Source organism: Jutongia sp. (assembly GCF_057878315.1).
The window spans coordinates 1-17,149 of record NZ_DBLXSO010000059.1; the positions used below are offsets into that span (position 1 = coordinate 1).

A 17,149-nucleotide genomic window follows, 5' to 3' on the forward strand; every position below is an offset into this window, starting at 1 on the left:
TTTTGTATGCGGTAATCCCTGTTACCATTGTTTTTTTCCAATTCATAGTATACAGGTAAATCCACGATGCTACAAATTGGAGGTCATTACATATTGTCTTCCCGTACCTCGAATTAACACATTCCAATAATATTTCTTATGTATTGTTAATTTCATTATGATTTTTGCCTCTGAATTTAACTAACTCTGGGAGACCGTGCCTGAAAATTGACGCAGATCGTTAGGTTTTCTGCATAATCTTTGCTTTGCAATGTTTCGATGAAATACGTGTCTGGACGACTGAGCCTCATGGGTGGACTCAGCTATTTCAGTGGGCACGCTTTCGCTACATTGCGCTACGCAACACTACATAGCACCTTAAAAAACAAGGTGCAAGTAGTGGCGAGCGCAAGTGCCCTTTGAAACAACTGAATCCCACACTGAGGCGAGTACGGAAAGACACGTTCATCAAACATCGAAACAGCAAAGCATTTAGATTTTGCGAAAACCGTAGAACGACAAGTCAATTTTCAGGCACGGTCTCCCAGAGATTTTAAGAATCTATATGGCAAAAATCACTTTCAAATGTTATTGACATAAGAAATATTATGGGCAGCTTCTTATTATTGGTACAGGAAGTTTTAATTAACCAGCCCTGTCGATTGACGACGATTCTGGAATTCCCGATGCTAATCGTGGCGTTTGCAATTCCATTGAAAAAACGGTATAATAATAAGCTGGTGTACTGGCAGATCCTTCTCTGATGGGATAAGAATCCGCCGGTACCGGAGGAAAATAGCTTGGCAATGTACAAAGGAGGAGAAAAATGTCTTTATGGAAGGCGATTTTACTGGGACTTGTTCAGGGATTGACGGAATTTCTGCCGGTGAGCAGCTCCGGTCATCTTGTTTTGATCAAGCAGCTTCTTCATGTGGATCTGGAAAGTGGAGGCTTGTTTTTTGATGTGATGCTTCACTTTGGAACATTACTGGCGATCTTCGTCGCATTCTGGGGCGATATCAGCCATTTGATCCGGGAAGGGTTTCATATACTGGGAGACAGTTTTTCAAATGTGGGACGATTTTTTGAAAATTTAACCGGAAAGAAACGTCCGTATCATAAGATAGTCAGAAGCTCGTACCGTAAATATGTGATGCTGCTGATCGTTTCAACAATCCCGACCGGTCTGATCGGTGTGATCTTTAAGGATTATGTTGAGCAGGCCAATCAGATTGCACTGATCCCGGCATGCTGTCTGATGGTGACGGCTGTATTTCTGGTGATTGCTGACATGGTGGAGCCGGGCAGCAAGCGGCCGAAGAATATTTCCTATGGGGAGGCGGCAATGATCGGCATTTCCCAGGGCGTGGCAACACTGCCGGGAGTATCCCGCTCCGGAACGACGATCACGGCATGTCTGCTCTGTGGCTTTGACAAGAAGTTCGCAGTAAAATATTCGTTTATTATGTCGATACCGGCTGTACTTGGTGCTGTAGTTCTGGAGGTCAAGGATCTGGCGACGCTGACGTTAACACAGACGGATATTATCTACTGCATTATTGCGATGGTCGTGGCGGCAGTCTCCGGTTATCTGGCGATCCGCTTCATGATGGGACTGATCCGTGGAAGACGTTTTAAATATTTTGCGATCTACTGTGCCGTAGTCAGTGTGGCATCCGTGATCGCACTGTTGAGAGGATAAGGATAATCTGTTTTTTGGGATATTCGGATCGCATTATTGGGAGGACAATCTGCCGGGACATCAATCCCGGTATTATGTAAGAAATGAGGAATGAGGAAACATATGGCGGCAGCAAAGAAATCAACCGTAAGAAATTCAGGGGCTTCGTCCCGGTCTGCTTCCGGACGGGGGAGCACGGGAACGCGTAAAAGCGCAGGTTCCGGAAAACGTACATCGACCGGGAAAAAGACCTCCGGAAATAAAAAGCCTGCAGCAAGGAAATCATCGGGCAAATATAAAAGAACAGCCGAGGAGATCAACACATACAAGGATCAGCTTGCGTTTGAGACGGGAATTACCATTCTGGTTATCTCCATTATCAGCGTATTTTTCTATCTGAGCTTTTTCGGCTTATGCGGAAAGATCGGAATCATTTTGACAGGTCTGCATTTTGGTTTTTTCGGATGGATCTCGTGGCTGATGCCGGCGCTTGTGGTGATCGGCTATGTGTTTACCGTGGTCAATCCGGGAGACCGCCGGGTACCGCGTAAGCTCATCAGTGCCGGAGCATTTTTGATACTGCTCGGTGCTTTGACGGAGCTGATCCTCCGACCGGAGATTCTAACAGAATACTTTACCAGCAATCATGTATTGCATCATGATTATTTTCAGTGCCTTTATATGTCATTGGAGGATGTGGCAAAGTACGGAAAAGGCAGTGGTGGTATTATAGGAAGAGGAATCGCGGACGGTCTTTCTGCCTTGATCGGCAAGGGTGGCGCCGGAGCGGTACTGTTTGGACTGATCCTTTTGAGTGTATATATTTTCCATGGGCTTGAAATGATGGCATCCCTTCGCAAGCGCAATGCCTACAAGGAACAGATGGAAGAGGAGTACGGCAGATTTGTGCAGGAGGAGACGGATTACAGAGAACCGTCTTACCGTGTGATCCCAAAACGCAGACAGGAGCCGGCAGCTACTGCGAGAAACGAGGCTTCTCTGCAGGCAGTAGATCTGAAAGCGGCGGGAGAGCGGCTGGATGAGATGGAGGCAAAGGAGAAGGAAGAACGTCTTGCTGCGAAAAAGCAAAAGGAAGCGCTCAAAAAGCTGGAAAAACAAAAGAAAAAAGAGCAGGACGCTGCCGCAAAGGCATGGGAGGCAGCAAAGCCGGAGAACCGTAAGGACGAGGCTGACCTTAGTGTTCCTGTGGGAATGCAGGAGATTGCCGGTGAGCCGGTTGAGGAGCATCAGCATTCCGGAAATGCTTCCGAAAGGGATAAGCAGACGGACGAAAGCATGACGCGTGAGTGGCTGTCTGCAAACGAACCGACAGCGGCAGAGATGCCTGCGAAGGAACAGATTAAGTCCGAACAAAAGCCGATGGATATTCCAATCTACCGGGAGGAAATGAACCATAAATTCCGTGGTAATTCTGAGACGGAGACAGTTTCCGGTGAACCGACAGCGGAAACGGGAAGAGGCGCCTCAACCGGAAAAGAAACAGCATCCTTGTCCGGGAAAGCAGACCATACGGAAAGTGTGACCGGAACAGCAGGGAATGCCGGAATAACCGGCACAGCAGGCACCGCTGTTGCCAACGCTGCCGCAAATGCAGCGACAAACCACAGTGATTTAGAACCGGCTGCCGGGATGCAGGAGGAAGCTGCAGCTTCCCATGTGCCGGGAACGGTTCCGAGAAAGAAGTCTGCACCGAAGAAGCAGACAGCACATGGACGGATTGGCGGGGACGATTATGTTTCCGGTTCGGATACATTTAATGCATTAAATGACAGCAAGGTGGATAATCGAAAGATTCCATATCAGTTTCCGCCGATCGATCTGCTGAGTCTGCCACCGAAAGCGCAAAACGGCGTCAGTGATAATGACCTGCGTGAGACAGCGATGCGGCTCAAGGACACGCTGCAGAGCTTTAATGTTGATGTAGAGATGGGGGCTGTGACCTGCGGACCTACGGTGACGCGTTTTGAGGTGCTGCCGGCACAGGGCGTTCGTGTCAACAAGATCACGAATCTTGCCGATGATCTCAAGCTGAGCCTTGCAGCACCAAGCATCCGTATTGAGGCACCGATCCCGGGAAAGTCTGCGGTTGGCATCGAGGTGCCAAACGATATTCCGAGCGCAGTGCATTTCAGAGAGCTTCTGGAAGGCGAAGCGTTTGATAAGGCAAAGAGTCCGGTGGCGTTTGCGGTTGGTAAGGATATCGGCGGCAAGGTTATTGTGACGGATATTGCAAAGATGCCGCATCTGTTGATCGCCGGTGCGACAGGTTCCGGTAAATCCGTCTGCATCAATACGCTGATCATGAGTATTTTGTATAAGGCGGATCCGAATGAGGTTAAACTGATCATGATCGATCCGAAGGTCGTTGAATTAAGTTGTTACAACGGGATTCCACATCTGTTCTGTCCGGTCGTGACCGATCCGAAGGAAGCGGCGGCGTCCTTAAACTGGGCGGTGCGCGAGATGATGGATCGTTACAATAAGTTTAAAGAGCTTGGTGTGCGTAATATCGCCGGCTACAACGAGAAGATCAAGAGTGTGGAAGATGCGGAGGCGGCAGGCTATACGCATATGCCTCTGCTTGTGATCATCGTGGATGAGTTTGCCGATCTGATGATGGTTGCTTCCAAAGAGGTAGAGGATGCGGTATGCCGTCTGGCACAGCTTGCAAGAGCGGCAGGAATCCATCTGATCCTTGCAACGCAGCGTCCGTCGGTTAATGTCATTACCGGTGTCATCAAGGCGAATATTCCGTCCCGAATTGCATTTTCGGTATCCTCTGCCATTGATTCCAGAACCATTCTGGACAAGGGTGGTGCAGAGAAGCTGTTGGGAAAGGGTGATATGTTATTCTTCCCGTCCGGCTATTCCGAGCCGGTTCGTCTGCAGGGTGCCTTTGTGTCAGATAAGGAAGTATCCGATGTTGTTTCATTCCTTTGTGACCACAATGAGACGCCGGTTTACAATGACAAGGTGACCGAAATTGTGGACATGCCGGCAGGAACAGACAGCTCCTCCGAGGAAAAGAAATCGGATGTTGACGAATATTTCGAGGAGGCGGGACGCTTCGTGATCGATTCCGGCAGAGCGGCCGCAGGTCAGCTGCAGCGCAAGTTCTCCATTGGCTTTAACCGCGCCGGAAGGATCATTGACCAGTTAAATAAGGCAGGGGTTGTCGGACCGGCGGTTGGAACAAAACCACGTCAGGTGATGATGACTATGGAGCAGTTTGATGCCTATCTGGGAGGCAGTGAAGCGGAGAGTGGATCGGAGGATCCATATGCGCTGGCACATGATTTTGTGGATGAGCAGGGAAGCGAAGTGATAGAATGAATGTAGAGAATAGTGGATGCAAAGGCTTGCTGGTTACGAATGCTTTCTTAAGAACCGGAAAGTTTGTAGAACATTATGAATGGCTCAGAGAAGCGGCAGTACGGTGTGGCATGTCACTTCATATGACAGAGAATGATGAGCATCTCTGCTGTATTGGAGAGCCGATGGAGTGGCTGAACGAATATGACTTTGTAATCTATTGGGATAAGGATATTTCCTATGGGAAACAGCTGTCCGATTTTGCGGACAGACAGGGCATTCCGGTCTTTAATAAAATTGATGCGATTGCGGCGTGTGACGACAAATGTGAAACATATCTGAGGCTTGCCGCATGGAACCAGAGTCATACGGAGGAAAAAGTGAAGCTTCTGCCAACCATCGTGGCACCGATGACCTATGCTAATATCGGATATACAAAGTCCGATTTTTTGGACACAGTAGAAAAACGTCTTGGATATCCGATGGTGGTCAAGGAGTGCTTTGGTTCCTTTGGCATGCAGGTATATCTGGCACATGACAGAAAAGAGCTGGAGGAGCTTACAATAAAACTTGGCGGCGTACCGTTTCTTTATCAGAAATTCCACGAGGCAAGCAGCGGCCGCGATGTGAGACTGCAAGTTGTCGGAGATCAGGTGGTTGCGGCGATGGAGCGATATTCGGAGAACGGAGATTTCCGTGCCAATATTACAAACGGTGGCAGCATGAAGGTATATGAGCCGTCGGATGCGGAATGTCAGCTGGCGGTGCAGACGGCACAGATTCTGGGGCTTGATTTCTGCGGTGTGGATCTTTTGTTTGAAGAGAGCGGTGGTGTGGCAGATATTGTGTGTGAGGTCAATTCCAATGCGCATTTCAAAAATATCCACACCTGCACCGGCGTCAATGTGGCGGAAAAGATTATGGAATATATCCGAAACAAACTGAAATAATAGGCTGTTGTGAGAGGAATTCATACAAATGAAAAGGGCATATTTGATCTATCAAAAAGACGAAGCTGAGAAAAACAAAGGCTTTATTGAATTGTTCCGACAGGCAGGAAAGAGAGAAAAAATTGATTTTTCGTATGTGCCTGTTACCGAGTATCAAAAGGCATCCGAAGAGAAGCTTCCGGACCTGGTTCTGAACCGGACGAGAGATCCTGAGGTTAGCCGCTGGTATGAAGAAAGAGGGGTTCCGGTTCATCATGACAGCCGTCTGGTTGCACTTGCCAATCATAAATATCAAATGATACGGTATTTTGAGGAGAAGCTTCCGGAAACGGTGCGGCAGCATAAATGGTGTCCCACCACCAAGTTTGTACCGGATGCATCGAAGCTTTGCAGCGATGAAGCAGTGGAGCGATCTTTGACGGAGGGCTATGAGGTGATCAAGTCGGTTTCCGGGCATGGAGGCAGTGAAGTGTTTCTTATGGAGAACCGCAGGCAGTGGGAGCAGGTTCTTGCCGGCAGGGAGGTTATCCTGCAGGAAAAGATCGAATGCCACAGCAGCGATATGCGTGTGTATGTTCTATTTGGAGAGATTTACTGTGCGATGCTCCGGGAGGGAAAGGATGATTTCCGGTCGAATTTCTCTCTGGGAGGAAGTGTCCGAAAAATGGGACTTACTGATTTGCAGAGAAAATATATTGACTGTTTTATAAAATGTCTGCCGGAGTATGAAAAAGGCATGTACAGTATTGATTTTCTGCCAACGGATGACGGAGGTCTTCTGTTTGATGAGGTGGAGGAGATGGTTGGCTGCCGGATGCTGTATCAGCACACCGAATACGATATTGTCGCCGATTATATAAAGAAACTGAATTTATAGGTGGTATGCGGATACAGATGGAAAAGTATCTGTGTGGAATGGATAACTATTGTAATTTACATGTCATGTATGGTAAGATGATTAACATATGTTATATGACTTACGAATGGAGGATTTTTATGAAGACAGATATTGAGATTGCACAGGAAACCGTGATGGAACCGATTCAGAATGTCGCAGCACAGCTCGATATTTCGGCAGATGACCTTGAATTTTACGGAAAGTACAAGGCAAAGCTTACGGATGAGCTGTGGGATTGTGTGAAGGATAAGCCGGATGGAAAGCTGATCCTGGTGACGGCGATCAATCCGACTCCTGCAGGAGAGGGAAAGACAACCACAACTGTAGGTCTTGGTCAGGCATTTGCAAAGCTTGGCAAAAAGGCAGTTATCGCACTTCGTGAGCCTTCGCTCGGACCTTGCTTTGGTATCAAGGGCGGTGCTGCAGGCGGCGGCTATGCCCAGGTTGTACCGATGGAGGATTTAAATCTCCATTTTACAGGTGATTTTCATGCGATCACCTCTGCCAACAATCTGTTAGCGGCTATGCTTGACAACCATATCAAGCAGGGAAATGCGCTCCGCATTGATACAAATCAGATCGTATGGAAGAGATGTATGGATATGAATGATCGTGTTCTGCGAAACATCGTTGTCGGTCTTGGAAGACCGGTGGATGGTGTTGTCCGCGAGGATCATTTCATTATTTCTGTTGCTTCCGAGATCATGGCAATCCTTTGTCTGGCAGATAATATGAAGGATCTGAAGGAAAGACTGGGACGCATCATTGTTGCTTACAATTATGATGGAGAGCCTGTTTTTGCAAAGGATCTGCAGGCAGTCGGTTCTATGGCTGCTCTGTTAAAGGATGCGATCAAGCCGAATATCATTCAGACTGTTGAGCATACACCGGCATTGGTACACGGAGGTCCTTTTGCAAATATTGCGCACGGCTGTAACAGTGTCCGCGCAACGAAGACCGGCTTAAAGATTGCGGATTACTGCATAACGGAGGCAGGCTTTGGTGCTGATCTCGGTGCAGAGAAGTTTATGGATATCAAGTGCCGTATGGCAGGCTTAAAGCCGGATGCGGTTGTACTGGTAGCAACAGTACGTGCACTGAAATATAACGGCGGTGTTGCAAAGGAGGACTTAAGTGCCGAGAATCTGGAGGCTCTTAAGAAGGGAATCGTCAATCTGGAGAAGCATATTGAGAATGTTGCCAAATTCGGCGTGCCATGTGTTGTTACATTGAACCGTTTCGTGACAGATACGGATGCAGAGCTTGACTTTGTCAAGAAGTTCTGTGAGGAGCGCGGCTGTGATTTTGCGCTCTCCGAGGTATGGGAGCACGGCGGTGAGGGAGGAATCGCTCTGGCCGAGAAGGTATTAAATACACTTGAGAATAAGGAAAGCAAGTTTGCACCTCTTTACGATATAAAGCTGCCGATCAAAGACAAGATCGAGACGATCGCAAAGGAAATCTACGGAGCAGGAAGTGTCAGCTATGCACCGGCTGCTGCACAGGCGATTGCACGTCTGGAGAAGCTTGGCTATGGTGAGCTTCCGGTATGTATGGCAAAGAACCAGTATTCTTTATCGGATGATCCGAAGCTTCTCGGATGTCCAAAGGATTTCCCGATCAACATCCGTGAGGTTTATGTATCTGCGGGTGCAGGCTTTGTGGTTGCGATCACCGGAACCGTTATGACAATGCCCGGTCTCCCAAAGCATCCGGCGGCAGAGGGCATCAATGTGAATGAGGATGGTGTGATCACCGGTTTATTCTAAAACAATCTGGCACCATAAAAAATATAAAAACTGGCAGTTTTCATGCTGTCAGTTTTTTTTTATGATAATACAAGTTGCAGGTCTCAACGAGAACCGGCAAATAATACATCACGAAAGAAGGACAATTACTATGACTAAGAACACAGAAACCTTATCAGGTGCAGAAGCAGTACAGGCTGGATTTTCCCACAGCAAGACAATCGAGATCACAATGGCAGCATTATTTATTGCGCTGACATATGTGGCAACCGCATTTATCAATGTGCGTATTCCGTTTCTGGCGGCCAATGGCGGTCTGATCCATCTTGGTAATATTCCGCTTTTTGTTGCGGCAGCACTTTACGGAAAGAGAACGGGAGCGCTTGCAGGAGCATTTGGTATGGGGTTATTTGATCTGACATCCGGATGGGTATCCTGGGCACCGTTTACCTTTGTAATCTGCGGGCTCATCGGATTTGCATTTGCAGTCGTTGCCGGTAAGAAGGCAGGAAAGGGACGCCTTGTTCTGGCTGTATTTGTAGCGGCACTTATCAAGGTAGTCGGATATTATATTGCAGAGATTTTCCTTTACGGAAGCCTTGTAGCACCGGTTACTTCTATTCCCGGCAATCTTGTTCAGATCTTTGTTGCAGGTGTGATCGCAGTACCTGTTATCCTGGTACTTCAGAAAGTGCTTCATAACTAATACCGGTAAGGAAGAGTTTGAGAGGAGATGGAATAAATGGACGTATTGAATAATACAGACATTAAGATCATGACGCCGGGACCGACACAGGTCGCCGATAATGTGTACCGTGCAAGAAGTCTTCGTACGACCAATCCCGATCTGGATCCGGCATTTTATGATTTTTACAGAGATACCTGTCATTTGTTTGGTAAACTGATCCATACAAAGAACGCATGCTTTATCCTTGGCGGCGAGGGAATCCTTGGACTGGAGGCAGCCTGTGCTTCCCTGACCGAGCCGGGGGATCGCGTGCTTGTCATTGACAACGGTATTTTCGGAAAAGGCTTTGCAGATTTTGTTTCAATGTATCAGGGAGATCCTGTGACATGGTCGCTTGATTATCATAATCCGCTTGTGCCGGAAGTGCTTCGGGATTATCTGGAAAAGGATCATGCGTTTAAGTATGCAACGCTTGTGCACAGCGATACGCCGAGCGGTTTGTTAAATCCGGTGGAAGCATTGTGTCCGATCCTGAAGGAATATGGCATTTTAACAGTGGTTGATTCCGTGACAGGCATGTTTGCGGACGAACTTGATGTGGACAGGGCACAGATTGATATTGTCTGCGGCGGTTCCCAGAAGGCACTCTCAGCACCGCCGGGACTTACTCTGGTAGCAGTCAGCGAGGATGCTTTCGCGGCAATGCATCAGAGAAAGGAACCAATCCGTTCCTTCTATGCGAATCTTCTGACCTTTGAGACATATTATGAGGATCAGTGGTTCCCATATACGATGCCGGTCAGCGATATTATGGGATTGCGTCAGGCACTGGAAAATGTTGCTTCTGATCCGGAGCATCTGAAGCGTCATGCGGTGATTGCCGCTGCAACAAGAAAAGCATTGACAGATGCAGGTCTTACGTTGTATCTTGAAAGTGGTTTCGCTTCTTCCGTAACCGTATTTTATGTTCCGGAGGGAATGAAGGCACAGGATATTTTAGACACAATGGTAAAAGAGCATCATATTATGATCGCCGGCTGCTTTGATGTGCTGGCGGGCAAGGTGATCCGTATCGGACATATGGGCAACAATGCCAATGAAGCAGATATGACTGTAACGCTGGCAGCACTTGATAAGACCTTACAGAGTCTTGGCTTTACAGGAAAGGCGGACATGGCAGAAGGCTTTACGTCATATATGAACGCACATAAATAGAACGACCGTTGTGGGAAAGGCATAGGTCATTTTCATGAAGCAGTTGAAGGAAGATCTGAAGAATCAGACATTTCATCCGGTTTATCTTTTATACGGAGAAGAGGATTATCTGAAGCGGATGTACCGCGACAGGCTCACGAAAGCAGTCCTTGGGGATGGGGATGAGATGAATTATTCTTATTTTGAGGGGAAAGACATCGATTTTCCAACGCTTCGGGAAGCGGCCAATACCCTTCCCTTTTTTAGTGACCACCGTATTATCGTGGTGGAGAACAGCCGGATGTTTAAGAACGCTTCGGAAATGGCGGATTATCTTCCGCAGATGCCGGATACCACGGTCATTGTTTTCGTGGAGAAGGAAGTAGACAAGCGCAATAAATTATATAAGTACGTCAATAAAAACGGTGTTGCAGTCGAAATGACCACTATGACGGAACGGGAACTGAAGGCATGGGTGGCTGTGATCCTGAAACAGAACGGCAGGAAAATGTTAGAAAGCACCGCCTCCTATTTTCTGGAGCAGGTGGAAAATTCCATGACCAATGTGAAAAATGAGCTCGATAAGCTGATCTCCTACACAGAGGGGCGGGAGGAGATCGCCAGAGACGATATTGATGCGGTGTGCAGTGTGCAGGTGACCGGCAGGATCTTCCAGATGATGGATGCCGTTGCCTCCGGCAATCAGGGGGAGACTCTGCGTCTGTATCATGATCTTCTGACACTGCGGGAAAGTCCGATGTCGATGCTGTATCTTCTGACCAGACATTTTAATGTGCTGCTTCAGGTAAAGGCGATGTCCGGCAGATACGATAAGTCTGAGATGGCAAAGAGAGCAGGAGTGCCGCCGTTTGCAGTCGGTAAGTATCAGTCTCAGTGCCACCGCTTTTCCGGGGAGAAGCTTCGACGAATGCTGGATGCCTGTATCGAAACGGAGTATCAGTTTAAGCGGGGCAGTATCGGAGACCAGCTTGGTGTCGAGCTTTTACTGATCTCCTTTGCACAATCCTGAGTATTTTTGGATATTTTTGAAAATAACAGTTGACAATACCAAATAAAGATGGTAATATACTAATCGTGCTCGCGAGAAAAGCTTGCGAGCGGATATGCGGAAGTGCTGGAATTGGCAGACAGGCTAGATTCAGGTTCTAGTTCGGATTTCCGAGTGAGGGTTCAAGTCCCTTCTTCCGCATTCTTTCTTATATAAAACTCCTATTTGAGAAACCGGATCGGTTTCTTTTTTTTATTTCATTGGTTTTATTCGTATTTTATCCGTTAAAAATATTTTCTGTTTTACTCCTGTGACAATCTTGTGAATTCGGAATAATTTCTTGACTTCTTATATATTTTCGGTAGAATAGAAAGTAGCGTTTTATTTTTGAACGTGATAATTACCGAGTGGAGGAGTAAACATGAATTCATCAAAAAAAATCATGAACAAGCAGAACAACGAGAAGGACAATAATGTATCTTCTAACGTATCTGCAGCAAAAGGGAATAAGAGATTGTCCGGTGGCGGCGTCAGTGATGTCAAGAAGATCATCATCGGTGCAGTCTGTGTGATCATTGTACTTGTACTGTGTATCGGTGTTGGTATTCAGCAGTTCCAGCCGAAGGTAGTTCTTACTATCAATAACACAAAGCTGACGATGGATGATCTGATGTACCCGATCTATGAGCGTGAGAGTGCATATCTGCCATATGATGAGATGTATCAGATGTATACAGGAAAGTCCATCTGGGACAACAACTACATGGGAAGCGATAGAAATGTAGATTCTTCTCTGGCTACAAACTCAGCCGGTTTAAAGCAGGAGATCATTGATGCGGAGACAGAGTATCAGATTCTTTATTCTGAGGCAAAGAAGGCAGGTTACAAGTTAAGTGCAGATGACAAGAAGGAAGTCCAGAAAGAGGTTTCCAAGGCACTTAAGGGTCTTTCCTTTACACAGAAGCTTCGTCTGAATATTTCCAAGAGCAAGCTGACAAAGCGTTTTGAGAAGCGTAAGCTTGCAGATAATTATAAGAACGACCAGACAAAGGAATTAGATAAGACCGTTGATGAGAAAGCAGCAATCAAGGATATTACCAAGAAGGATTACAGAGAGTACAAGGTACAGTGCTATGCATATTCTACCTCTGCGACAGATTCCAACGGAAAGGCAGAGAAGCTCTCTGACAGTAAGCTTGCAAAGCTGGAGAAGGAGTTGAAGGCATTATATGAAAAGTCAGCCGATGCCAAGGACTTCAAAAAGCTTCTGGAAGATGACAGCAAGTCTGATATCGATTTCTCTGATACAAGCTTCACGGAGAAGGACGGATGGAGCATGGTTACAGACAAGAAGCTTCTGAAACAGATCAAGGAAATGAAGAACAACGAGATTTCGGATATTATCAAGGACGAGAAATCAGGTCATGTTCTTTTCGTAAAAATGATTAACAATAATTCTCAGGACAGCTACAAGGATGCATGTGATTCAGCGATCCAGACTGCACAGAATGAAGCATATGACAAGTGGTATCAGGGCGTTCTCGAGAATTATAAGGTATCAGAGACTACAGATGTATGGGATGATGTCAAGATTGGTACTGTTACAACTGACATTGTTACAGCAGCAGATTTAGAGAAGATGAATCAGGATTCTTCTGATGCAACTTCAGGTAAGTAGGATACCGGTTGACAAATGATCCATTACGGCACTGATCAGAAACAGGAGGAAAAAATGGGACAGGTAAAAAGAATTTACGTGGAGAAAAAGGCTCCTTATGCAGTTCGCGCAAAAGAACTGAAGGAGGAAGTGAGACAGTATCTCGGGATTACCGCACTGCGTGATGTCAGAGTGCTGATCCGTTACGATGTGGAGAATCTCAGCGATGCCACTTACAAGCAGGCACTGATGACGGTATTTTCAGAGCCGCCGGTAGATAACTGCTACGAGGAAAGCTTTACAATGGATCCGGATGCATTCTGCTTTTCGGTGGAATATCTTCCGGGACAGTTTGACCAGAGAGCGGATTCCGCGGAACAGTGTGTGAAGCTTCTGAATGAGAAGGAGGATCCGGTGATCCGGTCTGCAACTACTTATGTATTTGAGGGAGAGATCAACGAAGAGGATCGCAGCCGGATCAAGGAATACTGTATCAATCCGGTGGATTCCAGAGAGACCAACGAAAAGAAGCCGGAGACACTGGTACAGAAGTTTGATGAGCCGGCAGATGTTGCAATTTTTGACGGATTCCAGAGCATGCCGGAGGATGAGCTTAAGAAACTGTATGATTCTCTGAATCTGGCAATGACATTCAAGGATTTCCTTCATATCCAGAAGTATTTTGCAGGGGAGGAGAAAAGAGATCCTTCCGTGACAGAGATCCGTGTTCTGGATACATATTGGTCTGACCACTGCCGTCATACCACATTTCTTACAGAGCTTAAGAATGTTTCTTTCGATGAGGGTTATTATAAGAAGCCGATCGAGGAGACTTATCAGGAATATTATGCAGCACATAAGGAGATGTTTGCCGGAAGAGACGACAAGTTTGTTTCTCTGATGGATATTGCACTTCTCGCAATGCGTCAGCTCAAGAAAGCCGGCAAACTGGATGATATGGAGGAGTCCGATGAGATCAATGCATGCTCCATTGTTGTTCCGGTTGAGATCGATGGAAAGGAAGAGGAGTGGCTTGTATTCTTCAAGAATGAGACACATAACCATCCGACCGAGATCGAGCCGTTCGGTGGTGCTGCAACCTGTCTTGGCGGAGCGATCCGTGATCCGTTGTCAGGAAGAGGCTATGTATATCAGGCGATGCGTGTGACCGGAGCTGCTGATCCGACTGTATCCATGAAGGATACACTTCCGGGCAAGCTTCCACAGCGTAAGATCACTACAGGAGCTGCACATGGCTATAGCTCATATGGTAACCAGATCGGACTGGCAACAGGACTTGTCAATGAGGTTTATCATCCAAATTATGTGGCAAAGCGTATGGAGATCGGTGCTGTTATGGGGGCTGCTCCAAGACGTAATGTAATCCGTGAGAACAGTGATCCGGGCGATATCATCATTCTTCTTGGCGGACGTACCGGTCGAGATGGTATCGGTGGAGCAACCGGTTCTTCCAAGGCTCACACAACTAAGTCCATTGATGTCTGCGGTGCTGAGGTTCAGAAGGGTAATGCACCGACGGAGCGTAAGATCCAGCGTCTGTTCCGCCGTGAGGAGGTCAGCTCCATTATCAAGAAGTGTAATGACTTTGGAGCCGGTGGAGTATCCGTAGCAATCGGAGAGCTGGCAGATGGTCTTGAGGTAAATCTGGATAAAGTACCTAAGAAATACGCAGGTCTTGACGGCACAGAGCTGGCAATCTCTGAGTCCCAGGAGCGTATGGCGGTTGTTGTTGCAAAGGCTGACGTTGACAGGATGCTTGGCTTTGCGGCTGAGGAAAACTTAGAGGCTGTTGTTGTCGCTGAGGTTACCGAGAGTCCGCGACTTGTCCTGAAGTGGAGAGGAAAGACGATCGTTGATATCTCCAGAGCATTCTTAGATACCAACGGTGCACATCAGGAGACGGACGTTGAAGTAACAATGCCGGATCAGGATAAGAATTATTTCAAAGAGAAGAAAGATGCACACGATCTGAAACGTGCATGGTTAGATACACTGCGTGATCTGAATGTATGCTCCCAGAAGGGTCTTGTGGAGATGTTCGACAGCTCCATCGGTGCTTCTACCGTGACAATGCCGTATGGCGGAAAGACACAGCATACACCGATCCAGACAATGATCGCAAAGCTTCCGGTACTGGAGGGCAAGTGTGATACCGTTACAATGATGAGTTATGGCATGGATCCATATCTGACAAGCTGGAGCCCATATCATGGAGCCGTTTACGCAGTGATCTCCTCCGTGGCAAAGATTGTTGCTGCCGGCGGTGATTACAGCAAGATACGTTTTACTTTCCAGGAGTATTTCAGACGTCTTGGCACGGATCCGAAGCGCTGGGGTGAGCCGATGGCAGCCCTGCTTGGTGCCTACGATGCACAGATGAAGTTAGGCCTTCCGTCAATCGGAGGTAAGGACAGTATGTCCGGTTCCTTCAACGATATTGATGTACCTCCGACACTCTGTTCGTTCGCAGTAGATGTTGCAACGCTTCAGGATGTCGTTAGTCCTGAACTGAAGCAGCCGGGCAATGTGCTTGTTAAGTTTGATATTGAGAAGGACGAGTATGACCTTCCTGTATATTCACAGCTTATGTCCCTGTATGCAGCAATCACAGAGCTGATCCACCGAAAGAAGATTGCTTCTGCATATGCGGTTGGTTTTGGCGGTATCTGCGAGGCTGTCAGCAAGATGGCATTCGGTAATGAGCTTGGTGTGACAATGAATGACAGCTTATCCATTGATGAGCTTTTTGCAAAGGATTACGGTTCTATTATTGTTGAAATGACTCCGGAGGATTTTGCGGAATTAAAGATTGCCGGCAAGCAGATCGGAACCGTAACCGAGCAGCCTAACTTCGTAGCAGGCACAACCTCTATCTACATGAAGGAGGCATATGAGGCTTGGACCGGTCGTCTGGAAGAGGTATTCCCAACCAGATCCGGCGTTGAGCAGAAGGTATTAGAAGATACGCTTTATGATGCAAAGCAGGTATATACCGCACAGAGAAAGCTGGCAAAGCCAAAGGTATTTATTCCTGTATTCCCTGGCACAAACTGTGAGTACGATACAACAAAGGCGTTTGAACAGGCAGGAGCAGAGGTTGAGACGCTTGTATTTAAGAATATGACAGAGAGCCAGATCGTGGAATCTGTCAACGCTTTCGAGAAAGCGATCCGAGAGAGCCAGATCCTGATGTTCTCCGGCGGATTCAGTGCCGGTGATGAGCCGGATGGTTCTGCGAAGTTTATCGCATCTATCTTCCGTAATCCGAAGATCATGGATGCTGTTCATGATCTGCTTCAGCAGAGAGACGGTCTTGCTCTTGGTATCTGTAACGGATTCCAGGCACTGATCAAGCTCGGTCTTGTGCCATATGGTGAGATCAAGCCTCAGACGGCAGATGCTCCGACATTGACAACCAACAGCATTGGACGTCATATCTCTAAGTCTGTTTACACAAAGGTAGTTACCAACAAGTCTCCATGGCTGATGCGTGCAGAACTTGGTGGTGTGTATGCAATTCCTGCTTCTCACGGTGAGGGACGTTTCGTTGCACCGGAGAATGTGATCAGGGATCTCTTTGCCAACGGTCAGGTGGCAACACGCTATGTTGATCTTCAGGGCAATCCGACGATGGATGAGGAGTTCAATCCGAACGGCTCTTATGCAGCAATTGAGGGTATCACAAGTCCGGATGGACGTGTTCTTGGTAAGATGGCGCACTCTGAGCGTATCGGAGAAGGTGTCGCTGTCAATATTTATGGAAACCAGAATCAGCATATTTTCGAGTCTGGCGTGTCATATTTCAAGTAAAATGATGCAAAAATTAAAAAAATAAAAAAAAGTGGTTGACAAATCACACGCTTTCCGATAGAATACTACTTGTGCTTGAGACAAGCGGTTGTCGGAAAGCGAAATGCACGAGTGGCTCAGTGGTGGAGTATCGCCTTGCCAAGGCGAGGGTCGCGGGTTCGAATCCCGTCTCGTGCTTGTT

The 17,149-nt window shown here is 47.2% G+C and carries 10 protein-coding genes and 2 tRNA genes; all 12 read left to right on the forward strand.

Translation table 11 applies throughout. From position 1 onward, the window contains the following. Positions 1-805 precede the first annotated feature (805 nt). The 12 genes from ACZLMD_RS11610 to ACZLMD_RS11665 all read left to right on the forward strand — a co-directional run bounded on the left by ACZLMD_RS11610 (position 806) and on the right by ACZLMD_RS11665 (position 17,145). A complete protein-coding gene (locus ACZLMD_RS11610; protein WP_118561616.1) occupies positions 806-1,681 on the forward strand; it encodes an undecaprenyl-diphosphate phosphatase in 876 nt (291 codons plus the stop codon). Positions 1,682-1,771: 90 nt separating this feature from the next. Beyond that, a complete protein-coding gene (locus ACZLMD_RS11615) occupies positions 1,772-5,014 on the forward strand; it encodes a DNA translocase FtsK (protein WP_482523552.1) in 3,243 nt (1,080 codons plus the stop codon). Further along, on the forward strand, positions 5,011-5,943 hold the full coding sequence (locus ACZLMD_RS11620) for an ATP-grasp domain-containing protein (protein WP_118561612.1): 933 nt from the start codon (positions 5,011-5,013) through the stop codon (positions 5,941-5,943). The genes ACZLMD_RS11615 and ACZLMD_RS11620 overlap by 4 nt, the downstream gene beginning before the upstream one ends. 28 nt (positions 5,944-5,971) lie before the next feature. Continuing rightward, positions 5,972-6,820 carry an ATP-grasp domain-containing protein gene (locus ACZLMD_RS11625; RefSeq protein ID WP_489495743.1) on the forward strand — a complete coding sequence of 283 codons (849 nt, stop codon included), beginning with the start codon at positions 5,972-5,974 and terminating at the stop codon, positions 6,818-6,820. Positions 6,821-6,939: 119 nt separating this feature from the next. After that, positions 6,940-8,610, forward strand: coding sequence for a formate--tetrahydrofolate ligase (locus ACZLMD_RS11630; protein WP_455057214.1), 1,671 nt, complete (start codon positions 6,940-6,942; stop codon positions 8,608-8,610). A gap of 130 nt (positions 8,611-8,740) precedes the next feature. Further along, entirely contained in the window at positions 8,741-9,295 is a 555-nt protein-coding gene (locus ACZLMD_RS11635; protein WP_022306404.1) for an ECF transporter S component, read from the forward strand. 36 nt (positions 9,296-9,331) lie between these two features. Further along, a complete protein-coding gene (locus ACZLMD_RS11640; RefSeq protein ID WP_489495744.1) occupies positions 9,332-10,492 on the forward strand; it encodes a pyridoxal-phosphate-dependent aminotransferase family protein in 1,161 nt (386 codons plus the stop codon). Between the two features lie 34 nt (positions 10,493-10,526). After that, on the forward strand, positions 10,527-11,501 hold the full coding sequence (holA, locus tag ACZLMD_RS11645; RefSeq protein ID WP_489495745.1) for a DNA polymerase III subunit delta: 975 nt from the start codon (positions 10,527-10,529) through the stop codon (positions 11,499-11,501). Between the two features lie 96 nt (positions 11,502-11,597). After that, positions 11,598-11,681: transfer RNA gene (locus ACZLMD_RS11650), tRNA-Leu, on the forward strand. 220 nt (positions 11,682-11,901) lie between these two features. Beyond that, positions 11,902-13,158, forward strand: a complete 1,257-nt coding sequence (locus tag ACZLMD_RS11655) for a hypothetical protein (RefSeq protein WP_118561604.1) — start codon at positions 11,902-11,904, stop codon at positions 13,156-13,158. 54 nt (positions 13,159-13,212) lie between these two features. Continuing rightward, positions 13,213-16,968 carry a phosphoribosylformylglycinamidine synthase gene (locus tag ACZLMD_RS11660; protein WP_489495746.1) on the forward strand — a complete coding sequence of 1,252 codons (3,756 nt, stop codon included), beginning with the start codon at positions 13,213-13,215 and terminating at the stop codon, positions 16,966-16,968. A gap of 105 nt (positions 16,969-17,073) precedes the next feature. Beyond that, positions 17,074-17,145: transfer RNA gene (locus tag ACZLMD_RS11665), tRNA-Gly, on the forward strand. The last annotated feature ends 4 nt before the right edge of the window (positions 17,146-17,149 follow it).

What these genes read in the sequence shown, in the direction of transcription:
- ACZLMD_RS11610 (WP_118561616.1), top strand. Translation starts at nt 806, where the DNA reads ATGTCTTTATGGAAGGCGATTTTACTGGGACTTGTTCAGGGATTGACG.
- ACZLMD_RS11615 (WP_482523552.1), top strand. Translation starts at nt 1,772, where the DNA reads ATGAGGAAACATATGGCGGCAGCAAAGAAATCAACCGTAAGAAATTCA.
- ACZLMD_RS11620 (WP_118561612.1), top strand. Translation starts at nt 5,011, where the DNA reads ATGAATGTAGAGAATAGTGGATGCAAAGGCTTGCTGGTTACGAATGCT.
- ACZLMD_RS11625 (WP_489495743.1), top strand. Translation starts at nt 5,972, where the DNA reads ATGAAAAGGGCATATTTGATCTATCAAAAAGACGAAGCTGAGAAAAAC.
- ACZLMD_RS11630 (WP_455057214.1), top strand. Translation starts at nt 6,940, where the DNA reads ATGAAGACAGATATTGAGATTGCACAGGAAACCGTGATGGAACCGATT.
- ACZLMD_RS11635 (WP_022306404.1), top strand. Translation starts at nt 8,741, where the DNA reads ATGACTAAGAACACAGAAACCTTATCAGGTGCAGAAGCAGTACAGGCT.
- ACZLMD_RS11640 (WP_489495744.1), top strand. Translation starts at nt 9,332, where the DNA reads ATGGACGTATTGAATAATACAGACATTAAGATCATGACGCCGGGACCG.
- holA (WP_489495745.1), top strand. Translation starts at nt 10,527, where the DNA reads ATGAAGCAGTTGAAGGAAGATCTGAAGAATCAGACATTTCATCCGGTT.
- ACZLMD_RS11655 (WP_118561604.1), top strand. Translation starts at nt 11,902, where the DNA reads ATGAATTCATCAAAAAAAATCATGAACAAGCAGAACAACGAGAAGGAC.
- ACZLMD_RS11660 (WP_489495746.1), top strand. Translation starts at nt 13,213, where the DNA reads ATGGGACAGGTAAAAAGAATTTACGTGGAGAAAAAGGCTCCTTATGCA.